The 24877-nt window shown below is 39.9% G+C and carries 23 protein-coding genes; 7 read left to right on the top strand and 16 right to left on the bottom strand.

Features of this window, described 5'->3' with window-relative positions; genetic code table 11:
• The first annotated feature begins 44 nt into the window (after positions 1-44).
• Positions 45-1346 carry an asparagine--tRNA ligase gene (gene asnS, locus EHQ31_RS03205; protein ID WP_135569530.1) on the top strand — a complete coding sequence of 434 codons (1302 nt, stop codon included), beginning with the start codon at positions 45-47 and terminating at the stop codon, positions 1344-1346.
• Between the two features lie 59 nt (positions 1347-1405).
• Positions 1406-2209, top strand: coding sequence for a hypothetical protein (locus tag EHQ31_RS03210; protein WP_135569532.1), 804 nt, complete (start codon positions 1406-1408; stop codon positions 2207-2209).
• Here EHQ31_RS03210 and EHQ31_RS03215 read toward each other — a convergent pair.
• The 6 genes from EHQ31_RS03215 to EHQ31_RS03240 form a co-directional block, all read right to left on the bottom strand.
• Positions 2172-3029 (bottom strand): hypothetical protein, encoded by an 858-nt coding sequence (locus EHQ31_RS03215; protein WP_135569534.1) that lies wholly within the window; start codon positions 3027-3029, stop codon positions 2172-2174. The genes EHQ31_RS03210 and EHQ31_RS03215 overlap by 38 nt on opposite strands.
• A 2-nt stretch (positions 3030-3031) precedes the next feature.
• Positions 3032-5020: an ATP-dependent DNA helicase gene (locus EHQ31_RS03220; protein WP_135569535.1), complete on the bottom strand. Its 1989-nt coding sequence runs from the start codon at positions 5018-5020 to the stop codon at positions 3032-3034.
• Positions 5021-5136: 116 nt separating this feature from the next.
• Positions 5137-6723 carry a sodium-dependent transporter gene (locus EHQ31_RS03225; RefSeq protein WP_135569537.1) on the bottom strand — a complete coding sequence of 529 codons (1587 nt, stop codon included), beginning with the start codon at positions 6721-6723 and terminating at the stop codon, positions 5137-5139.
• A 99-nt stretch (positions 6724-6822) separates the two neighbouring features.
• Positions 6823-7218, bottom strand: a complete 396-nt coding sequence (locus EHQ31_RS03230; protein ID WP_015678327.1) for a helix-turn-helix domain-containing protein — start codon at positions 7216-7218, stop codon at positions 6823-6825.
• Positions 7219-7326: 108 nt separating this feature from the next.
• Positions 7327-8844 carry an LIC12015 family putative lipoprotein gene (locus EHQ31_RS03235; RefSeq protein ID WP_135569539.1) on the bottom strand — a complete coding sequence of 506 codons (1518 nt, stop codon included), beginning with the start codon at positions 8842-8844 and terminating at the stop codon, positions 7327-7329.
• Between the two features lie 29 nt (positions 8845-8873).
• Positions 8874-9173 carry a hypothetical protein gene (locus tag EHQ31_RS03240; RefSeq protein WP_135569541.1) on the bottom strand — a complete coding sequence of 100 codons (300 nt, stop codon included), beginning with the start codon at positions 9171-9173 and terminating at the stop codon, positions 8874-8876.
• Between the two features lie 73 nt (positions 9174-9246).
• Here EHQ31_RS03240 and EHQ31_RS03245 point away from each other — a divergent pair, with 73 nt between their 5' ends.
• Together EHQ31_RS03245 and EHQ31_RS03250 are read left to right on the top strand one after the other, a co-directional pair.
• Entirely contained in the window at positions 9247-9603 is a 357-nt protein-coding gene (locus EHQ31_RS03245) for an STAS domain-containing protein (protein WP_100742913.1), read from the top strand.
• 3 nt (positions 9604-9606) lie between these two features.
• On the top strand, positions 9607-10356 hold the full coding sequence (locus tag EHQ31_RS03250) for a diacylglycerol/polyprenol kinase family protein (protein WP_135569543.1): 750 nt from the start codon (positions 9607-9609) through the stop codon (positions 10354-10356).
• A gap of 6 nt (positions 10357-10362) precedes the next feature.
• Here EHQ31_RS03250 and EHQ31_RS03255 read toward each other — a convergent pair whose 3' ends face one another.
• The 8 genes from EHQ31_RS03255 to eno are packed head-to-tail and all read right to left on the bottom strand — an operon-like array spanning position 10363 to position 17737.
• Positions 10363-11046 carry a hypothetical protein gene (locus EHQ31_RS03255; RefSeq protein ID WP_244247245.1) on the bottom strand — a complete coding sequence of 228 codons (684 nt, stop codon included), beginning with the start codon at positions 11044-11046 and terminating at the stop codon, positions 10363-10365.
• Entirely contained in the window at positions 11021-11554 is a 534-nt protein-coding gene (locus EHQ31_RS03260) for a DUF4416 family protein (protein WP_135569545.1), read from the bottom strand. The genes EHQ31_RS03255 and EHQ31_RS03260 overlap by 26 nt, the downstream gene beginning before the upstream one ends.
• Before the next feature lie 3 nt (positions 11555-11557).
• A complete protein-coding gene (locus tag EHQ31_RS03265; protein WP_135569547.1) occupies positions 11558-12937 on the bottom strand; it encodes a TldD/PmbA family protein in 1380 nt (459 codons plus the stop codon).
• Positions 12937-14322 (bottom strand): TldD/PmbA family protein, encoded by a 1386-nt coding sequence (locus EHQ31_RS03270; protein WP_135569549.1) that lies wholly within the window; start codon positions 14320-14322, stop codon positions 12937-12939. Before EHQ31_RS03270 ends, EHQ31_RS03265 begins: the two co-directional genes overlap by 1 nt.
• A 34-nt stretch (positions 14323-14356) precedes the next feature.
• Positions 14357-15370 (bottom strand): YheT family hydrolase, encoded by a 1014-nt coding sequence (locus tag EHQ31_RS03275; RefSeq protein WP_135569551.1) that lies wholly within the window; start codon positions 15368-15370, stop codon positions 14357-14359.
• Positions 15357-15965, bottom strand: a complete 609-nt coding sequence (locus tag EHQ31_RS03280) for a ClpP family protease (RefSeq protein ID WP_100742907.1) — start codon at positions 15963-15965, stop codon at positions 15357-15359. Before EHQ31_RS03280 ends, EHQ31_RS03275 begins: the two co-directional genes overlap by 14 nt.
• 1 nt (position 15966) lies before the next feature.
• On the bottom strand, positions 15967-16434 hold the full coding sequence (locus tag EHQ31_RS03285) for an FtsB family cell division protein (protein ID WP_135569552.1): 468 nt from the start codon (positions 16432-16434) through the stop codon (positions 15967-15969).
• A 1-nt stretch (position 16435) separates the two neighbouring features.
• On the bottom strand, positions 16436-17737 hold the full coding sequence (gene eno / locus EHQ31_RS03290; protein WP_135569555.1) for a phosphopyruvate hydratase: 1302 nt from the start codon (positions 17735-17737) through the stop codon (positions 16436-16438).
• Positions 17738-17859: 122 nt separating this feature from the next.
• Between eno and lepA the strand changes: the two genes are divergently transcribed.
• The 3 genes from lepA (at position 17860) to EHQ31_RS03305 (ending at position 21895) form a co-directional block, all read left to right on the top strand.
• The gene (lepA, locus tag EHQ31_RS03295) at positions 17860-19665 is read left to right on the top strand and encodes a translation elongation factor 4 (RefSeq protein ID WP_135569557.1); all 1806 of its coding nucleotides are present in this window, start codon (positions 17860-17862) and stop codon (positions 19663-19665) included.
• A 104-nt stretch (positions 19666-19769) separates the two neighbouring features.
• Entirely contained in the window at positions 19770-20945 is a 1176-nt protein-coding gene (locus EHQ31_RS03300; RefSeq protein ID WP_135569559.1) for a hypothetical protein, read from the top strand.
• Positions 20942-21895 carry a glycosyltransferase family 2 protein gene (locus EHQ31_RS03305; RefSeq protein WP_135569560.1) on the top strand — a complete coding sequence of 318 codons (954 nt, stop codon included), beginning with the start codon at positions 20942-20944 and terminating at the stop codon, positions 21893-21895. The genes EHQ31_RS03300 and EHQ31_RS03305 overlap by 4 nt, the downstream gene beginning before the upstream one ends.
• A 316-nt stretch (positions 21896-22211) precedes the next feature.
• Here the strand turns inward: EHQ31_RS03305 and EHQ31_RS03310 are convergent, their stop codons facing one another.
• On the bottom strand, positions 22212-22943 hold the full coding sequence (locus EHQ31_RS03310; protein ID WP_135569562.1) for a succinate dehydrogenase/fumarate reductase iron-sulfur subunit: 732 nt from the start codon (positions 22941-22943) through the stop codon (positions 22212-22214).
• 8 nt (positions 22944-22951) lie between these two features.
• The gene (locus EHQ31_RS03315) at positions 22952-24877 is read right to left on the bottom strand and encodes a fumarate reductase/succinate dehydrogenase flavoprotein subunit (protein ID WP_135569564.1); all 1926 of its coding nucleotides are present in this window, start codon (positions 24875-24877) and stop codon (positions 22952-22954) included.

Consider the following 24877-nt stretch of genomic DNA (forward strand, 5'->3'; position numbering starts at 1 on the left):
AAAATTTCAGAGAAAATTGAACTGGCAAACAGAAAAAACCATCCATGATTCCAAGTTTAGATCCATCAAAATCCGATTCACATCCGACTTCCACTCACAGTTTCCAAGGTTGGGTCCAAGGACTCCGAGGCAATAACCATGTCCAATTCCTCCAACTCCGCACCCAAGGAAAAATCTTCCAAGTGGTGGCAGAAAAGGAATTTTTAGGTGAAGATACCTTCAAACAAGTAAAAGGCCTTCCGCAAGAAACATCCCTTGTGGTAGAGGGTATTTTGCAAGAGAATGCCAAGGCACCAGGCGGAAAGGAATTGTTTTTACACTCGCTTACGATTGTCGGTGAGTCAGACCAATACCCAATCACTCCCAAAGAACATGGACCTGATTTTTTACACAATCATAGGCATTTATGGTTACGTTCCAAACGCCAACTTGCCATCCAAAGAGTGCGCTCCGAATTGTCCTTTGCCATCCGCGAATTCTTTCGTAATGACAGCTATACCCTTATCGACACACCCATTCTCACGGGTTCCATCGGCGAATCAGCCGGAACTCTTTTTTCCACGGCGTATTTTGATTTAGGGCAAGCGTATTTGGCCCAAACAGGGCAACTGTATTTGGAAACAGCTGCCTTTGCTCACTCCAAAGTTTATTGTTTTGGACCTACCTTTCGTGCCGAAAAAAGCAAAACAAGAAGGCACTTAACGGAGTTTTGGATGCTCGAAGCAGAAACCGCCTTCCTAAACCAAGAGGCAAATATGCACTTACAAGAACGATTCGTAAAAACAGTTCTGCGGACCACTATCGAACGAACCTTAGAGGATCTAAAGGTTTTAGAAAGGGATCCAGCGCCACTTTTAGAACAACTGAACCGAACTTTCCCACGAGTAGATTACGGGGAGGCCATCCAAATTTTACAAACCGCTGGAGAAGAGATCACTTGGGGGGAAGACATCAACTCGGACAGAGAACAAATTCTCACCGCGCATTTTGGCACAGCACTCTTCATCCAAAATTTTCCCAGGGCCATCAAAGCCTTTTATATGAAACAAAATCCAAATGACCCCAAAACGGTCCTTTCAGCTGATCTCATAGCTCCCGATGGCATTGGAGAGATCATCGGTGGGTCAGAAAGGGAAGAGTCTTACGAAAAAATCGTAGAAAGGTTGAAAGAAGAAGGGTTACCTCCAGAGGATTATTCATGGTATTTGGACCTTCGAAAATATGGCTCCGTACCTCATTCTGGTTTTGGTATGGGCCTAGAACGAGTGATTGCATGGGTTTGTGGTTTATCCCATATTCGAGAATGTATCCCTTTTCCAAGGATGATTTACAGGCTAACTCCCTAATTTTTCTTAAAGGAAAATTTGCACATAAACCGATCTTTTTATAGAAAGAGAGGAACCTTATGGCACAACAAGCAACCCAAGTTTTAAACACATCCATCGAAAATGAAGCTTGGGATCTTTATGAGGTAGGATCAAACGAAGATGTCGTAGTTCTTGCAAAACGTCATCCTGAGAACTTTTATATCCAACATCTTGGTTATTTAGCACTATATGAATTAACAGGAAGAGTGACCATTGCAGCTCCCAAAGGGATCTCAAGCCTAGCCCCTCTAGTGGATGCGATCCAGAACTTTGAGTTGGGAAAAACAGTAGAGGCAAGTAATAGCTTAAATCTATATTTTAAAACGCAAACCAATCCTCTCTGTTTTCCGATCATCCAAACCGCAATAAAAATCTACTTTAGGGCCGAAGCATACGAAGAAGCAAAAACGATTATCACCCGTTTTAAAAAACAGTGGAATGATAACTCTTTTGTTAAGGAAGAACTCATTTGCACTTATTATCTAAAAAGATATGATGAAGTGATCAAAGTTTTTCGTGACAATATGAAATTGTTAAACGATTCCGACATTCATAAACTTGTAGGTATGGCTCTTCTCTTTTTAGATCGTCATAAAGAAGCAAATTTAATTTTTGAAAACATTCCAAACAAATTAAATCTACCAAGTTTTGATGAAAAAAGAAAGATGTATGATTCTGTTTACAAAAAGATTGCTGAACTAGAAGCAAAAACAAGTTCACTAAACCACAAAGATTTAGAAGATATGGGTTTTGCTTATCTGTTTCATGGAGATTATGTAAAAGCAGAAAAGATGTTTTTATCTCTTACTGAGAAACTAAAATCAAAACTCTGCAACGTGTAAGGTTTTTTCTCGATTCGGGGTGGCTAAGAAATTTGGCCGCCTCATCTGTTGGAATCACCAAATCAGTCTGATTTTTTCCAGCAATTCCAAGAGCCAATACGAAGTATGGATTTTTTCCTACTTTCGCTTCAACTCCTTTCCCTATTTGGTCTTCCTTATAAACAATATATCCTGTTTCAATGGCGTAGGCTTCTTTCACATATAACGGCGTATAAATATCAAGTCCGCGATCGGTTTGGATTTTTGGATAAAGTGCTTTTTTTAGATTCAGATGACGAGCATCTACAATTAGTCCCGAAAACTCGACAGATACTACTTCTTCACTAAACTCAGGTACAGACTCTGATCCATATTCAACAGGGATATGAGATAGAATTCCATCCTTACCTTTCAAAGGCAAACTTGCTTTGGCTTCTAATACATTTTTTACAAATTGAAAATCGTATTCTTCTTTTTCAGAACCAATATAAGAATTCAAACGTAACCTAACTTGTGGATTTACTTGTGTATATTCATAAACTGTATAGTCTGCATTAAAAAATATTGATTCCAACCTTTGACTCAAACGGACTTTAAGTTTTTCTTTTGCTTTTTTCCTAGCAAGGGAATGTGCTTTGCCTTGGCTTGTAGCAGTATTTTTTCCTGAGAATTCAGGATCTTCTTCATCAAAAACGATCTTTGGTATGGTCTCTTTCACAGACGAAGCGATAAAAAGATCGGTCCAATTGACAACGGAAGAATAGATATCTTTTTCTTGAATGGGTTTTGAACCCAGGGATACACTAAAGAATAAAATCAATAGAATATAGATTCGTTTCATAATTAAGACTTCGGCAAAAGTTGGAATTTTCTTTCCAATTCATTAAATTCCGTAATGAGAGGAACGCCTTTTGGTAAACTTTGCAACACGTTTTTCCCATACGATTTTGTATGCACCCTTGGATCAAGAATGCTCACCATTCCCGTATCTGACTGCGAACGAATCAGGCGACCAAAACCTTGACGTAAAAGTAAACAGGTTTTAGGCACTTGCATTTCCCAAAAAGGACTTTTTCCTTTTTTTTCCATATCTTCCATTTTAGCTTGTAACACGGGCTCTGTCGGAACCTGGAAGGGAAGTTTTGTTACAATCACGTTTCTAAGTTTATCACCCTTTATGTCTACACCTTGCCAAAAACTTGAGACACCAAAAAGAACACTTTTATCATTAGCAAGAAACTCCCGTTTGGCGGCTATTGGGCCCATTTCCGTTTGAGAAAAAATTGGATAGGGCACTTGGTTTCTTAATTCTTCGTAAAGTTCTGTTAAAAGTTTATTGGATGTAAATAGTACAAATGCATCGCCTTCCGAAAGTTTTAAAAGCCTTGCGATCCAATAGGATAAATCCGATTTATTTTTACGAGGATCTTGGACAGGATCTGCCACTTGTTTGGGGACAAAAAGAAGCGAATGAGTGTTATATGCAAATGGGGAAGCCAAAGTTTTTGTTTTTACTTCAGTAATACCAACTTCTTTTAAAAAATACTGAAAATTCCCGGCAGTCGGAGATAGAGTTGCCGAGGTCATCACAACAGAATCCATATTGGGAAATAATGTATTGGCTAAAATTTCATCCGTATTTTTCGGTTGGGAAAATAAATAATAAAATGGATCTTTTGCCGAATGCGGCGGAGGTTCAATCCAAAAAACTAAATTAGGATTGGTTTTTAAACGAAAGTCATTTAGAAACGAGGAGGCTTTTTTTAGGTTCCCAGAAACCATCTCAAGTCCAAGTGCCATTTCCTTTTCTTCCATATCTTCGCTGTCTTTTTTATATTTAGAAAGTAAACTTTCTAACTGCGAAGCTAAATCTCCCAAAGTATCTTCTAAGGCTCCATTATCCAATTTGATTCGTTCTGTATGACGAGTCGAAAACTGGTTGAATTGTAAAGGAATGGCAGAAAGTAACATTCGAAAAAAATCATTCGCATAACCAATAGAAGCTTCTACCGATTTCATTATTTTTTCGCTGTTTTTGAGTTTTAAAACAAGGCCGGTTCTTTTTTCAGGAAAATAAAGATAATGGAGGAGGTTCATTAAAAGATCATAACGAATCTCTGAACCAAAAGCACGTCCCACAATCTCTGGAAAAGCATGGGCTTCATCAATGACAAGTTGCGAAAAGGGTGGGAGGATTTTAAAATCACCAGCTAAATGGCTTGCTAATAGATGATGGTTTACGATTAAAATATTAGCCTTTTTCCATTTTTCCTTTTCTAAAAAATAATAGGATGAACTAAAGTTCGGACAGTTTCTCCCCAAACAGTTGTCAGATTCTCTTGCGACAGAACCCCAAAAGGAATTGGATAAAAATCCATCATATTCTGCACGAATCCCTGCTGTAGTTTGTTTTTCCCAATTCACAAAGTATTGGATCGATGATTCCATTTCAGGGCCGAAATCACCACGTTCCATCACACGGCCATACTTACGTTTGCAAAGATAATTATTCGCACCAAGAGCCACCATTGCATTGACGGGAACCCCAAGTGCTTCAGATACCAGAGGGATGTCTTTGTACAATAATTGGTCTTGTAAGGATTTAGTTTCTGTGGAAACAACCACTGTACATTCATTTTCTAAAGAAAATAAGGCGCTGGGAATTAAATAAGCAAGGGACTTTCCAACACCTGTACCCGCTTCAATGGCCCAATGGGAACCTGTATTAAAGGCAGATTCAATGGACGTAGACATATCCATTTGTTCTTTCCTAACTTCATAATCCTTCCAAAGTTTTGGAAGTTGTTTTGTGAAAACCGTTTGAACGTCCAATCGTTAATGCCTATTGCGAAAAAGAAGAACAATACAAACAACTGTCAAACTAATCACAGAAACTAATGAGACAGTCATTATGAGCATCCCTTGCCAATTGAGTTCCCCAGGTGAAATCATAGGACAACCTTTTCCTTTTTTTCACCAAGGGCTTTGGCTACCAAAAAATAAATAAAACCATAAATCAATATAAGACCTATAACAACAGAACGAGCCACAATCGCTTTTGTTTTGGCATCTTCCACATTTTCACCTTTATTTTCAGCAAGTAAACCCATCACTTCAGGATTCATTTTATCTAAATATTCAGGTAAGTTCATATAACAAAAAGATACGAAGATAAATAACAGAAACCAAGGCGTTATGTATTTTAAAACAAATTTTATCGATTTAGGGAAGGGGATGAGACTTCCCTCATTGGCATCCTTTACCCCTCTTTCAACTCCAATTTTAAAAACAAATATAAAGATTTGTATGGAAGCCAAAATATAAATCATAATGGTTCCTATGTAAAAATCCGCGATATCAAGAGCTGCAAAATCTTTATTAAAATAAATAATAGGAAGGCACAATGCAAAGGTAAATAGAAACAACAATAAGGAAGATTTTCTCCTACCTATACGAAAACCTTCTTCTAAAAAAAGAATTCCAGGTTGTAACATAGTTACTGAAGAGGTAATCGCTGCCAAAAAAAGAACTAGAAACCACAAACCGCCAAAAAAATTTCCACCAGGCATCATTCCAAATACAGAGGGAAGAGCGATAAAACCCATTCCAAAGGTCCCAAAAGATGTAGCTTGCATTCCTAAAAACAAAAAAGCAACAGGGATGGTGATCATGCCACCAAACACAACTTCTGCGAATTCATTTAAAGAAGCAGAAGACAAACTCGATAAAACAACATCATCCTTTCTCTTTAAAAAACTAGAAAACACAAGGGCAATCCCAAACCCCGTCGACAAAGAAAAGAAAATTTGGCCGGCAGCACTGATCCATACCTTTGGTTGGGTTAGTTTAGACCAATCAGGGTTCCACATAACTGCAAGACCCGATTCAATTCCAGGTATCGTCAAAACACGTATTAGGATGATTGTTGCACAAATTCCCATCAGTGGCATGGCAATTTTGGCAAAGGCTTCGAGCCCTTTGGAGAGTCCTCGGTAAACTAGTAAAAAATTAAACAAAACACAAAAGAGAAAAAAAACGATAATGGGTGATTGAAAACTGGTTCCATTTGCTTCAGCGCCCGTTAGGTGCAAAAAAAATGCGGAAGATTGGTTTGTCATTTCCTCTTGGGTCGAACCAGAAAGTGACATTTGTCCTGTTAAAAAATAATAAGCATATGCCAAACACCAAGATTCAATGAATACATAATAAACATAAATCATCACAGGAATCATCACACCGATGGTTCCTGAAAGTTTTAGTGGGAATCCTTTTAAGTATTCGCGAAAGATAAATGGGGTGCTGTGTCCATGTTTGCCGCCCATCCGACCCATAGTCCATTCGGCTAAACAAACGGGAATTCCTAGAATTAGAAAACTGATGATATAGGGAACCATAAAGGCACCACCACCATTTTGAGCAGCTTGTCCAGGGAATCGTAAAAAATTACCGAGGCCAATCGCACCACTGGCTACAGCCAATATCAAACCGATACGACTGGCCCAACCATCGTGGTTTTCCACTTGTCTCTCTTTCATCAGGGACTATTGAATGTATTAGGAATTATGTGACAAAATCTTTTTGTAGAAGATTGAGAAAAAGCAAGGTTTTAACACCTTGCTTTGGTGATTTTCAAATTAGCCGAGAAATAACTCGTTTTTTTCCATTTTTAGAACTTTAGAAACCAGATTCTTAAAATCTTCAGGTGGTTCTAAAAGCCCAAGTTCTACTTTTGACAAAAACGGAGTGGAAACCTTCAATTTCTTTGCGAAATCGTATTGTTTAATACCTAACTCACGTCGAACTGCCCAAAGTTTGTTTTTCAATCCATTGGAAAACTCAGGGTAGATGTCTTCCACAGCGCTTTCGTTGAAAAGTTTATCAACAGAGGTCTTGAGATACTTGGCACAAGATGACTTAAATTTTTCAGTCGGATCTTGGGCTCCAGTTTCAATTTTGGACAGGTAACTTGGAGAAACTCCCAGCGCCCTTGCCATATCGTACTGTTTGATACCTCTCTTCTTGCGAAGCATGTAAATGTGATTGTTCATTTATCCCCCCTAACAGTCAAAATATGTCAAATATGGCAAAATTCAATAAAAAAATTTTGCCATATTGTAAATCTTGAAAGGAGTATTTCCTTATAATGTAACTTCTTTTAGACGATCAGCCGCGATCACTAAATTATAAGTAGTTTTTAATCCAGAAACTTTTTGTTCAATAAATGAATTCCTTTGCGCCCCTTCCATCTCTGATTTAATTCTTTCGCGAACTGCACCATAGGGCTTTGGAATACGGTTCTGTGGGTTTTTAGGGTCTGGATCCGCATAAGCATACATTTTTCCTGCTTCATAGGCATCTTTCATTTGTGCTTCTGTCACGGTCACAGGAATGGCTTTGATTTCATCTTGTAGCGATTTTAACGCCAAAGAAACCTTCATTTTATCCATTTGCATCAAATATCCAATTTCTGATCCCACATCTTGCACTCGGTCCGAAGTCTCTGCAATTTTTCCTTGAAGGATGGTCGATTGGAACAAATTGAGCATGTCCCAAGTTTTGGATTTTTCATCTTTATATTCTTGTTTTAGAACATTAGGAATGGCTTCAAATTCTGCGCTCAGGTCTTTCCATGTATAATTTTTTCCCTCTCTGTTTGAGTATAGAGAATAATCAGGAGTAAAGATTTTTGGATCGATATCATTTGGACCTGTAAAACGGGGAAGGTTCGCCACAGTGATTCCACTTTCTTCAGTAATCTTTTTTAGTTCTTTTTGATATAAACCTTGTTCATACTCTTTCATTGTATGAGAAGCAAACTGGCTTGCTTTGTCTGCCGATTCACCTTCTGTAAAATAAGCAACGGATGCCTTGGTTTCTGGATCTTCATGAGTTTTTCCGTATTCAGTAGCTTCCTTTTTGAATTCATCAAAAATAGATGTGAAGTATTTTCTAAGTCTTTCTGGATGCACTTTTTCTGTTCCAGTGGAACGAACTACATAAGCAATCCTTCCTTCTCCTGCTTTCGCATAAGAAATAAAAGTTCCTTTTTTAGCCTTTTTCACTTCTGCTAAAATATCTTCCAATGGTGTTTCTGCACAGTTTGTACAAAAAGGTTCTAATTTTCCAGCAATTGGTCTTCTTGTGATATCATCTGTCACTTTAGAAATCTCTTCCGCAATTTCCTTATCCGACAGAGAATTCAGTTTGTTTGCCAAATCTTCCGCTTTTTTAAGATTTGTAGCTTCATCTTCTCCACGAACAAGCGCTAACTGAAGATTCACAAATTCTAATGGTTTTTCTTTTAAACCATTTTTAACGTATTCACGCATATAAACGTTTAGTTTCAAAAATTGGTTCACAAGTGATTCAATTTTTTGAACATCTGCTTCCGCAACTTTTTTGGAAGCAATCGCATCTTTGAGTAGGATTTTCTCTAAAGCGATACTCTCTAAAATTTTTGCTTGGATATCGGCACTAATAGGTTGCGGTTCAGTATTGCCTCGTTTCGAAGCCTCAATCACAAAGTTCATTTCTTTGCGAGTTACAGTGCCACCATCGAATGTCGCCAGGATTTCAGAATCCTTCGAGCAATTCAAAATTGGTAAGAGTATCAAACCGAGTGAAACACCCAGAGTGAGATATTTTTTTAGATTCATTGGATTTCCTTGTCTATTTTCAGTATTGTTTAGTATTTACGAATGGGTTTTTCCGGTTTTTTAAGTTCCGGAGTGGGAATAGGCGTGGGAGTTTTGCTTTCAGAAGTGACTGTTGTTTTTTTGGCAACCGGCTGGCTACTCGAAACATTCAATTTGAGGATTTCCGATTTTTGGTCCTCTAACTTATTCATCTCCGATAAAAACGTTTCTTTGAGGATGGGAGAATATTCCCGGTCAGAAGCGAGGCGGTCCGTCAATTTTTTCAGTTCCACGACGTCCCGATCCAGTTCTTCTAGTTTTTTGTATAAATGGGCAACAGTTACCTTCAAACACCACTCCTTCCAAAAGTTTTATTTACTTGCAATAGAGTGCAAGAATGAAATAAGAAAAATAGCAATTTTTATGAGCCTAGACGACTTAGTAGTTTCCACGGAAAAAATAGACACAGTGTATGTGACCAAATTGCAGGGGAACTTAAATAACTTCACTTCTGAGAAATGTATCAAATCAGTGCTTAATTCCTTAAAACATGGATCCGTCATTTTAGATTTAGAGGAGTTGAATATGGTGACCACTCAAGGAATCATTGCTTTCAAAACTCTAAGCGAAGAAGCATTTCTTCACAAACACAAAATCATCTTAATCAATCTTCCGTTAAGTGTTAGACAAGCATTTTTAATGGCGGGTGTTCGTAATTTATTTCCCATAGCAAACAATGAAGAGGCAGCATTTAAAATGGCCTCAAGACCCAGTAGGTAAACCGTGAATTCAGGATTTAATTTTTTTCGTAAAATTTGGCATGTGCTCGGACTCATCATCCCCGTGACTTTGTTTTTTGATCCCTTTAAGGACGCCTTCGGACTTGTTTTTGCCACTCGGGCAATTTTGGTGACAGCACTTGGAATCTTACTGATTAGTTTGTTAATCTTAGAATTTGTTCGGCTGAACCATTCTGGCTTTGAAAACTTCTTTTATAAATACTTTGGGTTCTTAATGAAAGAATCGGAAAGAAAAAGATTCAATGGTACCGTTCCTTATTTTTTTGCCAACTTCCTTGTTGTTTTGTTTTTTCCGGCGGAAATTGCCATACTTGCGATTTTGTTTTTGGTAATAGGGGACCCGTTTGCGGCCTTTGTTGGAAGTAAGTATGGGAAACACCGATTTTATAATGGGAAGTCGCTCGAAGGAATCATTGGGTTTTTAGTTCCCGCTTTTTTATTTTCCATCCTTGCACTCTTTCTCATTACCAAATCCCAACCAGGGAGTTTCCTTGCAATCTTGGACAACCAAGAAGTCATTCTTTGGACACCCATCTACCTAGTTTTCATTTCTGTAATTTCTGCTTGTGTGACGGAATTTTTTGCAAACACAACAGCCAAAGGACTTGTGGATGATAACCTTCTCATCCCAATTGTGGGGGCGGTGGTTTTATCGGTATTGTCTTTACTCTATTTGGATTATACACCTATGGATTTTTTCTTCGATCCTAAGGCCTTATACATTCAAAAATAGATTTATTTATTTCCAGCGTAGTTCGACAACTCTTTGTTTGGTGATTTGCTCCATTTCTGGAACCATCACCGTATATTCTAAAGAGATAGATCCGAGATCCTCCAGTCGAAAAGGGGACTTATCGATTCCTTTATGACGGAACTCTTCTTTCAATAGTGCGCCTAAATAATGAAACGAAACCACAATATTGTTTTGAAATAAATTCCCCTCCATCCGTTCCGAAGAATTACCATACTTTAAATAGGCTACATATCCCGAACGAAAGGCCTCTTTGCCTAACCCATTGTAAGGTTTGGAAAGCACCAACCGAAACCCAGGTGTTTCCCTCGCGGTAAAATATAAAAAATTTCCAAAATCTTCGTAACTAGGATTTTCTTTTTTAAATAATTTATGATCCAGATACACCACATCATTTTCTGTTTTAGGTTCTGTACAATCTAAAGGTTCATTAAAATTATCGCAAAATTGAAACTTATTAGTGGCTACACGGTCACAACTTAAAATCAGGAAAGAGAAAATTACGAAGAAAAAATGCAAAAAGAAAGATAGATTCGTCACTTTCTTAGTAAGTAAAATACCAAAAATACTAGTAACAGATTGGGTCTGACCGATTTGAATCATTCGTTTTTTGGTATTGGTAAAAATTTGAGAATCTGGTTTTGTATCAAGATTTGAATTTATTGAACTCATAGGATTCTCTTAAGGTGTTAAAAAAATAACTCACTTCTCTTTCTCGGAAGTAGTTTTGTGCCGATTCAGCCACTACGAGTTGGCTTCTGGAAAAAAAATAAATAGTTTCTCCGTAAACACCTTGGAACAAATACGTACGGTGAAAATCATCCTTTGATTTCGCTATTACAATGTTATGCGAAGTGACGTAACCGGGGATAAGAAGCACACTCTGGTCTTTTTTTTGTAGAAGTGATTGAAATTCCAAACACTCTTTCTTTTTTTCTACCAGTTCTTCTCTATGAATTCTTTGTTTGAATGAAAGAACTTTTGTAAACCTTCCCGGATAAGCAAATTCTTTTTCAGTTTCATCAGGTGTCCATTTAGGAAGTAAAACAGATTCATAGAGAATTTTAGAAAACCGTTTTTCCGCCATTGCCTTTAGCTCAAAAAGAATTCCTTCCTCTTGGTAGGAAAGAATGACAAAAAACGAAGCTCCCGATGGTCTTTCTAAAATCTCTTGTGGCATGGTTTACTCTTCGGTAACCCCTGTAATGGTAAATCCATCTAGTAACATATACGGAACAAAAGACGATTCTCCCAAAAGTTCTCCTTCTTTGGAGATGGCTTCGATTTGGTTCAATGTATCAAAGGCATTTCCCACAATTTGTACCTCTCTGACCGGGATTTTTTCTCCATTTTCTAAAAGGTATCCGCCTTTGATCACTCCCGAAAAATCACCCGAAGCTCCATCTTTGGTCCCCGAAATTCTGTTCACAAATAGAGTTTTTCCAGGGAGTTTAAAAAATTCATCTTTAGCGGAAGCGCCTGGGGCAATTTGTAATTGTTTGGGGCCACAACCAGGAAGGCTTTGGGCACCACCGGTGGCAGATCCATTGGATTTTTTAAGACCGGCTTTTTTAGCTTCATAGGTATTATAAAAATAGGTATCTAAAACCCCCGCTGTCAGCACTGATTTTTTGGAAGTAGGTAGGCCTTCGCGGTCAAACCCAGTGGAGCCCATAAAACTATTGTTTGTTGGATCATCCCAAATGGACAGAAGAGGGGAGGCGACTTTTTCACCTAACTTTCCTGCCATTTTCGATTTGCCTTTCCGTAGGCTAGTCCCATTTAAAGACCCAATAAAAAGACCAAGAAAAAAGGAATACACAGCTTCGGGAGGAAGTAAAACTTTCCCTTGAAATCCGGAGATGGGTTTGGCATAAAGTGCCCCCATACATTTGTCTCCAAAATTCATAAAAGCCTTTTTCCATAGAGTTTGAAATTGTCCCTTATCAAACCCGCTTGCAGAATCATAATCAAAACTTCCGACGAGGTCCCCGTCCACACCCATTCCCATCACAGAGGCTGATAGTTCCGCTCCAAGTTCATGGGCCATCACACCTTTGGAAGAAACAATGAGTTTATAACCTTTGCTAAGCGAAAAATCTCCCGAGTCAATATTGACCTTGGGGTAAAGATCATTTCTCCAACCTAGAGCCTCTTTGGCAGAATTTACCAAATCTTCAATTCCCATTGTATCTAAAGAAGGATCATATTGGTTGAAATGGTTTTGGATGGATTCTGGTTCCGGTAGGCCCAAATCAAAATCCGGAGTGGATTGGCTTTTTGCCAAACTATAGGCTTCCTCAATGGACTCGTAAAGACTAGGGATATGATTGGAAATGATAAAACCTTGGTTTCCCTCAGTGATCACACGAATCCCAAACATATTTTCTTCGGTTGCCGTGCAGTTGTTTAGGTCATTTTTTTCTAAACTCACATCTTCCGAATAACCGTAACTAGAATAAATTTCTACTTGGTCGATTCCATTGGTTTTTGCTTTTTTGACTAAATTAGAAAGTAAATCTTTTTGGTCGTTCAAACGTTTTTCAATCGAAGTACGATCCATTACTTACCACCTAACAATACTTTTGTGCGAACATACGGGCCACCGGCATCTACTTTGGCTGGTTGTCCTTTTCCACAATGCCCCGAACCCAAATCCCATTTGAATTCTTTAGAAACCATATCTACATTTTGTAATACATCAAAGGCAAGACCAGACACAGTCACACCTTTCAAAAGTTCTGTGATTTTTCCATTTTGGATGCGGTAGGCTTTTTGAACGGCAAACATAAATTCACCCGTCGCATCCGCTTGGCCATTTTTGGCACCATCCAAATAGAATCCGTCTTTGGTGTTTGCGATCATCTCATCCAAACTCGATTCGCCTGGCACAAGAAATGTATTTCGCATACGAATTAGTGGAACATCACCATACTCCCAAGCCCTTGCCGAACCCGTAGGTGCCACACCAAATCGTTCTGCAGTTTCTCGGTTGTGGAGGTAAGAGGATAAAATTCCATTTTTAATGATGACAGTGTTTGTAGGAATCACTCCTTCATCATCCACAGGAATGGAACCACCGGCTCCTTCGTAATATTCAGAATATCCTGAGTCGCATAAAGTAACTAAGTCGGAACCAACCCTATGTCCAATTTTTCCTTGGGCCACAGATCCGGATAAAACAAAGTCTGCCTCGACAGTATGACCAATGGCTTCGTGGACAAGGAGACCCACAATCGAGGGGGATAAAATCACAGTGGAAAGTCCACCATCGGGTAATGAACTTGAGAGTAAATCCACAGCAGTTTTACAAGCTTCATCAGAAATTTCTGTAGGAGACTGGGAACGAAAAAGACAATCCCAACCACCTGTCACTCCGATCGAATGAGAACCCGACTCCATCTTTCCATCTTCTTTGGCTACAGCGGAGACTCGAAATTCGGGCCTTACCATACTAAAAAAACTGTCGGCTCCATCTGTAGTCACAATGGCTTTCTCTTCATAAATTTCAGAATACCCACAACCCACGGATTGGAGTTTTGCGGATTGTTTGGCTGCCGCATTTTGAATGTCGAGGACGAGTTTTAATTTTTCTTCTACAGTGCGGTTACGAAAGTCCTCAATTCCTTTTCCGATAAAATCACCCACTGCAAAATTGGCCTTTGGCAAATGGGGAATTTTATCTTTTCGCAAAGCAGAAGATAGGCGAGCGGCTTTTTTGGCTACCTGGATGGCATTTTGGATGGAGGATTTGGAGATTTCGCTTGTGGAAGCAAAACCCCAAGTTCCCGCTTCTAAAACACGAACACCCACACCGGTTCTTTTGCGTAAGGCAGTGGATTCCACTCTGCCTCTTTCTGCATGAAAGGAACGACTTTCTTTATGATGGTATCTTAGTTCCACAAATCCGGACTCTTCGGCCAAACATTCTTTTAATAGGTTCCGCATAAGTACCTGCCTTATATTTTAATGATTATGATGATTACGATTTGATTTGAGAATCAAAAAAATCTAGAAGGATACGAGGAAGCCATCTTCCTTCTGGATTGTCTGGTGAGGGATCACTGATAAAACCTACATGTCCTCCTTTTTCCGTAAGAACGGTTTGTAATAGAGGGAAAGACTTCCATCGAATTTCATGCCAGACTTCGGATGGAACTACTGGATCATCTTCCGCATGCACAATTAGGCCAGGAACTTTGATTCCTCCTAAGTATTTGACACTGGAACAAATATTATAGTATTCCAATACATTCGCATAACCAGAAATAGGTGCCGTAAAATAATCATCAAAATCAAAAAAGGATTTACTGCGCAAAACTCTCTCTTTTACTTTATCCGAAATTTCATAAACCCCAGAAGTTACCTTTTCTTTCATGGTATCCAAAAAATGATCCCGGTAAAAATTACCAGCGCGGGAATCAATAAAGTCACAACTTCTTTTTAAATCCAAAGGAGGGGATGTGGCCGAAAAGGCTTTTGAATAATGTTCCCTTTTTTCTCCAAAAAATTTGATCACCATATTGGCGGACAATGAAAATCCAGAAACAAATATGGATCTGGAAAAATGTTTATAAATGTATTTTAAGACAACATCCAAGTCTTCCGATTGGCCGGCATTATAAGGTTTTTTGGCAATCCCAAGTCCACGACCACAGTTGCGCAAATTCATTCGAATTACCCCATAACCACGGTTTAGCGCTTCTTTGCCTACGCTGACCATATAATGAGATTCCGAACTTCCTTCCATTCCATGAATGAGAAGTAAATAATGGCCGTTCCACTTGGAGGCATTTTTTCGAACTTGGGAGAGAGGGGGATTGTGTTCTAACCAAAGAAGATCCCCAGACCCATCGTTTGTGGGAATGAGGATACTCTCGGAATAATACTCATCCTCAAGAGAATTGTCTGGAGGAAAGAGTACGTTGTAGACAGTTTGTAAATGCCTACCTTCTAAAAATCGTCTGGGTTTGAATTCTCTGTTAGACGACGTCAATTGTGTTTACGATCTTATCTACAATCCCGTAAGCTAGTGCTTGGTCGGCATCCATATAATAATCGCGATCAGTGTCTTCCACCAATTGTTCGTAGGTTTTGCCACAAGCCTCAGCTAACATTTGATTGAGTTTTTCTTTAGTTTTGACAATGTCTTGCGCATGGATGAGTAAATCCGTAGCAGGAGCTTGGATTTGTCCTCCAATCGAAGGTTGGTGGATCATCACTCGACCGTTAGGCCAGATGTAACGATTCCCTTTTTTTCCTCCAATGAGAAGGATAGAACCCATAGATGCGGCCATTCCCATACATACTGTATGCACTGGCGAGGAAATCATCTGCATGGTGTCATAAACGACTAGTCCAGAGGTGACAACACCACCGGGGCTATTGATATAAAACGTAATTGGTTTTCCAGGATCTACCATTTCCAAATACATAAGTTTGGCTGTGAGTTCCTTTGAGGATTCGTCAGTGACAGGACCCCAGAGAAAGATTTTCCGTTTTTCCAGGAATTTCTTACCCATGTTTTTGTCGCTAATGAGATCTTGGATGGTTTCGGTGATTTCTTTTTCTGGTGTTTCTTCTTCTGGCATATTAATTCAGTCTTTTGTGATTAGACATAGGTTGCAAGCGTTTCAGCTTGAAGTAAACGCCTAGAATCAGGAAAACACTGAAAGAAATAAAAAAGAAACGTAATAAAAAGAGGGGTGGTTCTTTCCATTCCCCACTGAGTCCCGCGGTGCGAAATGTCGCAGCAGGAATCACCTTTGGTTTTTCTGGTGATTGAGAGATTGATTCTTCAAATTTCAATACATGTGCCGTTTCAGAAAGTAGGTAGTACTTCCTTGCTTCCTGTTCCAAGGCATAAACATCATTTTTTAGTCGGCGTTCTTTTTCTTCCAACCCTTGGTTTTCGACCACAAGCCTCTCTACTTCCGCATTGAGATTTTGTAACTCTTTCTCTAGGCGCATACGTTCAGCTATCCCCGACTCGGACAAAAGTCCGAGGTAGAGACCAGCACAAATATACGTTACGAGTAGGGAAGCTTTGGTTGGTGTCATATTACCTTAGGTTGTAAAAAGTATTTACTCCGCTATAAGTGGCATTTTTACCGAGTTCTTCTTCGATTCGAAGGAGTTCATTGTATTTTGCAATTCGATCCGTTCTGCTGAGGGATCCTGTTTTGATTTGGCCGGAATTGGTTGCCACGGCGATATGGGAGATGGTAGCATCTTCTGTTTCCCCAGACCTGTGAGACACAACAGCAGTGTACTGAGCTTTTTTTGCCATTTCAATGGCACTGAGGGTTTCTGTGAGAGTTCCAATTTGGTTCACTTTGATGAGAATGGAGTTACCAATCCCTTTTTCGATCCCTTGTGCGAGTTTTTTGATATTGGTTACGAACAAATCATCCCCCACAAGTTGGATCTTTTTCCCCAGTTTATCAGAAAGTTTTTTCCAGCCTGTCCAATCGTTTTCATCCAGACCGTCTTCCATAGTAATGATCGGATACTTGGACACTAAATTTGAGTAGTATTCTACGAGTTCCTCTGCCGTCTTTTCTGGTTTTTTCTCTGCTTTGAGTATATACTTCTTTTTTTTCTCATCGTAGAACTCAGAAGCTGCGCAGTCCAAACCAATTTTAATATCCAAGTCCGGTTTGTATCCAGCCTTTTCAATGGCAGTGAGAATCACCTCAATGGCTTCACTATTACTTGTTAGGTTTGGTGCAAATCCACCTTCGTCACCCACAGCAGTATTCAGACCTTTTCCTTTCAGAACGGACTTCAAACTATGAAACACTTCGGCACCCATACGAAGGGCTTCTCGAAAGTTGGGAGCAGAGACTGGTAGAATCATAAATTCTTGAAAGTCGATGTTATTGTCTGCATGAGCACCGCCATTGATGATATTCATCATAGGCACAGGAAGTTCACGAGCAAAAGTTCCACCGATATAACGGTAAAGGGGAAGGCCAGTATGAACAGCCGCTGCCTTTGCCACAGCCATAGAAACTCCAAGAAGTGCATTAGCACCTAATTTAGATTTGTTGGCAGTTCCATCCAGAGAGATCATAGTTCCATCAATGAGTAATTGGTTTGTTGCCGAAAGGCCTAAGATGGATTTAGAGATTTTAGAATTTACATTTTCTACGGCTTTTAGTACACCTTTTCCGGAGTATCTTTTTTTATCACCGTCACGAAGTTCGACTGCTTCGTGTTCACCAGTTGACGCACCAGAGGGAACCGCCGCACGACCAAAGGAACCGTCTTCTAGAGTGACATCCACTTCAACAGTTGGATTTCCTCTGGAATCCATGATTTCTCGGGCTTTGACGGAACGAATGCTATCTTTTTGGGACATCGGGAATTGTTTCTCCTAAGGGATAATTTCCTCCCAGTCTTAGGAATTTTAAGCCTCTGACAATAAACTTTTTCGACAAAGAGCCTAGTTCCAGGAAAATGACTTAAAAAGAAGAGGGAACCGTGAACGAACGCCAAAAATTCACCCGCAATTTTTCCATTATTGCCCATGTCGACCACGGAAAGTCCACTCTGGCGGATCGTTTGCTTGAGATTGGTCTTGTCACCGACCAACGGACAAAAAAAGACCAAATCCTCGATTCTATGGACATCGAAAGAGAACGTGGAATCACGATTAAAGCGAACAATGCGTCCTTTGATTATCATGCCAAAGATGGAAACATATACCACCTGAATTTAATTGATACCCCGGGCCACGTAGACTTTACGTACGAAGTGTCTCGTTCCCTTGCAGCATGTGAAGGGGTTTTACTCATCGTAGATGCAAGCCAAGGGGTGGAAGCTCAAACTTTGGCCAATTTATATTTAGCGATGGATCTTGATCTTCGCATAATTCCCGTTATCAATAAAATTGATCTTCCTTCTGCCGACATTGACAAATGTAAACTCATGATCGAAGAATCATTGGGGCTCAATCCAGAGGAAGCTATTCCGATTTCTGCAAAAACGGGACTAAACGTTCAGGACGTTTTAGAAGCAATATGTTATTTATTACCTCCTCCTGTTGGAGATGTAGATGCTCCTCTCAAAGCATTAATTTATGATTCCTTCTTTGACACCTATATGGGTGTGGTTGCCAAAGTTCGTTTGTATGATGGAAAACTTCGCAAAGGTGAAATGATCCATATGATGAACATTGGGCGTCAATTTACGGTTACAGAAGTGGGAATCAATAGACTTTCTATGGTAGCTTGCGAAGAACTCCAAGCAGGTGATGTAGGTTATGTGGTCGCTGGGATGAAAAAGATGGGAGATGCCAAAACCGGAGATACCATAACACATGCCAATAGACAAACCGCCGAAGATGTGAAAGGGTTTAAGGATGCAAAACCTATGGTATTTGCAGGACTTTTCCCCATCAACGGGGAAGACTTTGATGCCCTTGTGGATGCAATCGAAAAACTAAAGTTAAATGACTCGGCTCTTACTTTTGAAAGGGAAAATTCGGCAGCCTTAGGATTTGGATTTCGGGTAGGGTATCTTGGTCTCCTTCATATGGAAATTGTTCAGGAAAGGTTGGAGCGTGAATTTAATTTAGCCCTGATCACAACGGCTCCCTCGGTAAAATTTCGAATCACAACAACCAAAGACGATGTGATCGAAGTGGATAACCCAAGTAAATGGCCAGATCCTATTTTGATTGGAAAGTCGGAAGAACCTTTTGTCAAAGCAACCATTATTGCACCCGAATCATACGTCGGAAATATCATGTCACTTGTGATCGAAAAACGAGGGATCCATATGGATACAGTTTATCTTTCGAAAGACAAACTCCAACTTACATACGAACTTCCGTTAGCTGAGCTTATTTTTGAGTTTTATGACAAACTCAAATCTTATACCAAAGGATATGCTTCCTTGGATTACGAAGAAGTGGGTTATAGAGATTCAAAACTCGTTCGTATGGATATCCTTGTGAATGGGGAACCGGTGGATGCACTCTCTTCCATAGTTCACAAATCCAAAGCCGAGGAAAGGGGTAGGGTTATCATTGAAAAATTAAAAGACCTCATCCCTCGCCACCAATTTATGATCCCGCTCCAAGCAGCCATTGGCTCCAAAGTGGTAGCCCGGGAAAGTATTTCCGCCCTTCGTAAGAACGTAACAGCAAAGTGTTATGGTGGGGACATTTCCCGTAAGAAAAAACTTCTAGAGAAACAAAAAGAAGGAAAAAAACGAATGAAACAAATTGGAAATGTGGAAATCCCACAGGAAGCCTTCCTTTCCATTTTAAAAACTGGGGACTAGAACTCAACATTGTGCCAAGATTTCTTTTGGCACAAATTGAGACCGGGTTTGCGGGGTCGCCACTGGCAAAGTACATGAATCCAAAAAAACAAGGTTAATACAAAATGAATCTTGTTCCTTCTAGCATTACTGGTCGTTCCCAATTTTTCCCCACACTCCCAGTCCGCATTTCAGAGATCCCTTTTGACGCATTCGATTTTATACATAAAGAAACGAAGTTTACCACAGAACCGCACTCTACGCCCTCCCTTCCGACTCTTTATTTCATACGGGATGACTTACTTCCCCTTGGTTTTGGAACGAAGTGGAGAAAGACGCAAGGGATCCTCCAATATTTACAAAAGAATCAAATCCCAAAAGTGCTCCTATGGGGTTCCATTCATGGAAACTATTTGGCAAGTTTTTCAACCATTCTCCGTAAGAATGGATTCACTGTGGATACCATTGCTTATACAAGAGATCCACATTTAAGATCTTATAACGAAAGATTGGTTCGAGGGCATTCTCATACTTTGGTCTGTTATGCGAACCGAATGTTAGCCTTTAATGATTGGCTGGCAAAAGAAAGAAGTTATCAGGGATTCTCTTTACCTGAATTTGGAATCCACTTAGGACAAAACCTTGGACTCCGTTCTTTCTGGCAGGAACTGGAGAAAAAAATCTTTCAGTCTCAAGGTACCACTCCAGATAAGAAGGATCCAAAACCACTTACCAAGCAAAAAATCAATGCCATCCTACGAATGGAAATTGGATCTGGCGCCACCTTCCTTTCTGCATTTGATTATTTTTATGAATCTTCCATTTCCGTACAAGGAGTGATGGTAGGCGAAAAGAAAGAAACTTGGCTCACAAAGTCTGAAGATTTACAAAAACAGTTGGGACTAAAAACAATCCTCATCCCGACAGAACAAATATTGGATATCCCAAAAGAAACAAATCCATCCCTAGTCCAAAGGCATTTAGGAAACACTACTAGTAAAATTCAAACTAACCTTTCCTTTGGGAAACAAATGAAGTCCCAAAAACCGTGGATTTTCGATTTTTATCGAAATACAAATATCCTCTTAGAACCGATTTATAGTGGAATGACGGTTAAACCCTTACTGCGGGAAATATACGAGATGCAGATAACTTCCCCAAATCCCTTGCCAACTCCTTTAAAATCATTGGCTTCCAATAAAAATCCAAACATTACCATAAAACCTGTTCCCATTTTTTACCTACACCAAGGGGGCCAAATCCAACATCTAGATTTGATTTTGGAAAAGGATCCGAAATGATTCCTTTCGATAGACCGCTTGTATCCATCATCCTTCCCACGTTTAACCGAAAGAGAATTGTGGACAGAGCGGTACAATCTGTAATTAGCCAAACCTATCCAAACTGGGAACTCCATATTGTGGATGATGGATCCACTGATGATACTTGGAGGGATCTACTTTCTAAACTACCTCGGTGGAAAGGGGAACTATCTTCTTTTGGTAGAAACAAAAAATCCATCCAAGTCCACCAAACAGAACATAGGGGAGTGAGCGGAGCCAGAAACTTTGGAGTGGAGAGGGCAGAGGGTGATTGGATTGCCTTTTTAGATTCGGATGACGAGTGGTATCCAGAAAAGCTATCTAAACAAATGGAATTTCATAAAACGCATCCAGAATTGTTCTTTTCCCAAACGAGAGAGGTCTGGAACAAAAAAGGAAATTTAATGGAACCCAAAGGTAAATACCAGAAACGTTTCGGTATGTTTTTAAAAGAATCCTTGGAACTCTGTATGGTGACCTCTTCCAGTTTTTTGGCCTATAATCCAACTTTCAATGAGATCGGACAATTTCGCACCGAACTACCTGTATGTGAAGATTATGATTTATGGAATCGAATTCTTTTGGCGGGGTATTCCATAGGCCTAATCGAGGAAAACTTAATGGTTCGTTATGGTGGCCATGAGGATCAACTTTCCAACCAGTATATAGCTCTTGAAAGATTTCGTTTGTATTCGCTACTGCTTACAAAAGAGGAATTTCGAAAAAATGGAAAATGGGATTTGTTAGCACTACAGACAAGGTCTCTTTTCCAAAACGCAATCAAGTCTAGGTTGGATACCATCCTCCAAGGTCGGATCAAACGCGGGAAAGATATAAATTGGATAGAACGTTTGAATGATGATTTTCTATCGGAAAAACCAATTTCCCAATTGGAATTATCGGCTTTGTTAGTTGACTCTCAGTTTTAATCTAAAGAAAGTCGAGATCTATATTCCTATCCTTGTATTTTCTACGATTAACCCTTTTTAATTTTTAAGTTGTCCATTAGATTCTGTTATAAGGATTCAAAAGCTGAATCCAGAGAAGGAAGTAAAAGCAAAGTACATCATAAAACTCTATGCTAAAAAATTTGAATGGAAAAAAAATTTGAGAGTTAAGAAAAAGCCCCTATTAAACAAAAAAACCCGACTGTTTCCAATCGGGTTATTGCCTAGTTGTCACATAAACCAATGATTTTGTGACAATCCATATAACAGAGACCACACTCTCTAATACCTACTGGCTTTAGGAGGAAATATACTCTCTGTTAAGTCTAGTGATGAAGTTTACCGAAATTTCCTTAGGGCAAGCTGCTTCACATTCGTATTGGTTTGTACAATTTCCAAATCCTTCTTTATCCATTGCACTTACCATTTTACGAACCCGTTCTTTCTTTTCGACCACACCTTGTGGAAGGAGGGCTAAGTGAGAAACTTTTGCAGAAACAAACAACATTGCCGATGCATTTTTACATGCAGCCACACATGCCCCGCATCCAATACAAGTTGCTGCATCCATAGCAAGGTCAGCATCTACTTTTGGAATAGGGAGTGCATTTCCATCGGGAGCTCCACCAGTATTGATGGAGACATATCCACCAGCTTGTATGATCCGATCAAAAGCAGAACGATCCACAATTAAATCTTTTGCCACAGGGAAAGCTTTGGCTCGCCAAGGTTCAATATAAACTGTGTCTCCATCTTTGAACTTACGCATATGCAATTGGCAAGTGGTAGTTCCTTTTTCTGGACCATGCGGAACGCCGTTGATCACCATAGAACAAGACCCACAAATTCCCTCGCGGCAGTCATGGTCAAAGGCAATTGGATCATCACCTTTTTTGATTAAGCCATCATTAACAACATCCAACATCTCAAGAAAAGACATATGTTCGCTGATATTGTTTGCTTCATAACTCACCATGCGACCTTTATCGTTTTTATCTTTTTGTCGCCAAACTTTAAGGTGTAACTTCATAGTATCCATTATTTGTAGCTCCTTACGGCTAAGTGGATGTTTTCATACTCGAGTTTTTCGCGGTGTTCTTCTGGAGCTTTTCCTTCACCCTTATATTCCCAAGCAGTTACGTGACAGAATTTTTCATCATTACGTTTTGCTTCGCCATCTTCTGTTTGGTGTTCCTCACGGAAGTGACCGCCGCAAGATTCTTCACGTTTGAGTGCATCTAAACACATTAACTCGCCAAACTCTAAGAAGTCGGCTACGCGGCCTGCTTTTTCCAACTCTTGGTTGAGTTCCGAACCAGAACCAGAGACTTTTACGTTTTTCCAGAATTCTTCACGGAGTTCAGGGATTCTTTGGAGTGCGTCTTTTAGGCCTTTTTCGTTACGAGCCATTCCACACTGATCCCACATGATTTTACCGAGTGCTCTATGGAAATCGTCTGGAGTTTTTTTACCGTTGATCGCTAACATTTTATTTGTCAACTCACGAACACGGGCTTCTGCTTCTTTAAACTCAGGTCTGTCAGTGGAGATGTTTTTATGACCTTCTTTGGCAAAATAATCACCAATAGTATAAGGAATCACAAAGTATCCATCCGCCAATCCTTGCATCAGAGCAGATGCTCCAAGTCGGTTCGCACCATGGTCAGAAAAGTTTGCTTCTCCGAGAACGTGAAGACCAGGTATATTGGACATCAGGTTGTAATCCACCCATAGTCCACCCATCGTATAGTGAACCGCAGGATAAATACGCATTGGCACTTTGTATGGGTTTTCTCCCGTAATGCGTTCATACATTTGAAAGAGGTTGTCGTAGCGGTCAGCGACTACTGGTTCCCCCAATCGTTTGATGGAATCAGAAAAATCTAGGTAAACACCAAGTCGTTTGTCACCAACTTTTGGACCCACACCGAGACCATTGTCACAAGCTTCTTTTGCAGAACGGGAAGAAATGTCCCGAGGAGCTAAGTTTCCATAAGATGGGTATTTTCTTTCGAGGTAATAATCTCTTTCGTCTTCTGGAATTTCATGAGGAGCACGAAGGTCATCTTTTTTCTTAGGAACCCAAACCCGTCCGTCGTTACGGAGAGATTCAGACATAAGAGTCAGTTTGGATTGGTAATCACCAGCTTGAGGGATACAAGTAGGGTGGATTTGCGTATAACATGGGTTTGCAAAACCTGCACCTTTTTTGTAAGCTCGGTAAGTAGCAGTAACATTCGAACCTTTAGCGTTGGTAGAAAGGTAAAATACGTTTCCGTATCCACCGGATGCTAAAATCACAACATCACCTGCATGTGATGAAATCTCACCTGTTACTAGATCACGAACCACGATTCCTTTGGCATGACCGTCTACTAAAACGAGTTCCAACATTTCAGTTCTTGGAAACATTTTGACAGCGCCACGAGAGATTTGTTTTTCTAGAGCCGAGTAGGCACCAAGTAACAACTGTTGGCCAGTTTGTCCTTTTGCGTAAAAAGTACGGGACACTTGCGCTCCACCAAATGAACGGTTGGAAAGCGTTCCACCATACTCACGAGCAAAAGGGACCCCTTGTGCCACACACTGGTCGATGATATTTGTGGATTCTTGCGCTAAACGATATACGTTTGCTTCTCTTGCACGGAAATCCCCACCTTTGACTGTGTCATAGAACAATCTGTAGACGGAGTCACCGTCATTTTGGTAGTTCTTAGCCGCATTGATCCCACCTTGGGCAGCAATGGAGTGAGCTCGTCTTGGACTGTCTTGAAAACAAAAAACAGAAACTTGGTATCCAAGTTCTGAAAGTGTGGCAGCCGCAGAAGCTCCGGCGAGACCAGTTCCCACGATGATGACTTTGTATTTACGTTTGTTAGCTGGGTTTACAAGTTTGATATCTTGTTTGTGTTTGTCCCATTTTTGTTCCAATGGGCCCGATGGAATTTTTGCATCTAATTTCAT

Origin of the sequence: Leptospira montravelensis, assembly GCF_004770045.1 — a bacterium.
Taxonomy (GTDB): Bacteria; Spirochaetota; Leptospiria; order Leptospirales; family Leptospiraceae; genus Leptospira_A; species Leptospira_A montravelensis.

Excerpts from the sequence above, each read along its gene's own strand:
- asnS (WP_135569530.1), top strand. The coding sequence starts at position 45 with ATGATTCCAAGTTTAGATCCATCAAAATCCGATTCACATCCGACTTCC.
- EHQ31_RS03210 (WP_135569532.1), top strand. The coding sequence starts at position 1,406 with ATGGCACAACAAGCAACCCAAGTTTTAAACACATCCATCGAAAATGAA.
- EHQ31_RS03215 (WP_135569534.1), bottom strand. The coding sequence starts at position 3,029 with ATGAAACGAATCTATATTCTATTGATTTTATTCTTTAGTGTATCCCTG.
- EHQ31_RS03225 (WP_135569537.1), bottom strand. The coding sequence starts at position 6,723 with ATGAAAGAGAGACAAGTGGAAAACCACGATGGTTGGGCCAGTCGTATC.
- EHQ31_RS03230 (WP_015678327.1), bottom strand. The coding sequence starts at position 7,218 with ATGCTTCGCAAGAAGAGAGGTATCAAACAGTACGATATGGCAAGGGCG.
- EHQ31_RS03235 (WP_135569539.1), bottom strand. The coding sequence starts at position 8,844 with ATGAATCTAAAAAAATATCTCACTCTGGGTGTTTCACTCGGTTTGATA.
- EHQ31_RS03245 (WP_100742913.1), top strand. The coding sequence starts at position 9,247 with ATGAGCCTAGACGACTTAGTAGTTTCCACGGAAAAAATAGACACAGTG.
- EHQ31_RS03255 (WP_244247245.1), bottom strand. The coding sequence starts at position 11,046 with ATGAGTTCAATAAATTCAAATCTTGATACAAAACCAGATTCTCAAATT.
- EHQ31_RS03260 (WP_135569545.1), bottom strand. The coding sequence starts at position 11,554 with ATGCCACAAGAGATTTTAGAAAGACCATCGGGAGCTTCGTTTTTTGTC.
- EHQ31_RS03265 (WP_135569547.1), bottom strand. The coding sequence starts at position 12,937 with ATGGATCGTACTTCGATTGAAAAACGTTTGAACGACCAAAAAGATTTA.
- EHQ31_RS03270 (WP_135569549.1), bottom strand. The coding sequence starts at position 14,322 with ATGCGGAACCTATTAAAAGAATGTTTGGCCGAAGAGTCCGGATTTGTG.
- EHQ31_RS03280 (WP_100742907.1), bottom strand. The coding sequence starts at position 15,965 with ATGCCAGAAGAAGAAACACCAGAAAAAGAAATCACCGAAACCATCCAA.
- EHQ31_RS03285 (WP_135569552.1), bottom strand. The coding sequence starts at position 16,434 with ATGACACCAACCAAAGCTTCCCTACTCGTAACGTATATTTGTGCTGGT.
- eno (WP_135569555.1), bottom strand. The coding sequence starts at position 17,737 with ATGTCCCAAAAAGATAGCATTCGTTCCGTCAAAGCCCGAGAAATCATG.
- EHQ31_RS03300 (WP_135569559.1), top strand. The coding sequence starts at position 19,770 with ATGAATCTTGTTCCTTCTAGCATTACTGGTCGTTCCCAATTTTTCCCC.
- EHQ31_RS03305 (WP_135569560.1), top strand. The coding sequence starts at position 20,942 with ATGATTCCTTTCGATAGACCGCTTGTATCCATCATCCTTCCCACGTTT.
- EHQ31_RS03310 (WP_135569562.1), bottom strand. The coding sequence starts at position 22,943 with ATGAAGTTACACCTTAAAGTTTGGCGACAAAAAGATAAAAACGATAAA.
- EHQ31_RS03315 (WP_135569564.1), bottom strand. The coding sequence starts at position 24,877 with ATGAAATTAGATGCAAAAATTCCATCGGGCCCATTGGAACAAAAATGG.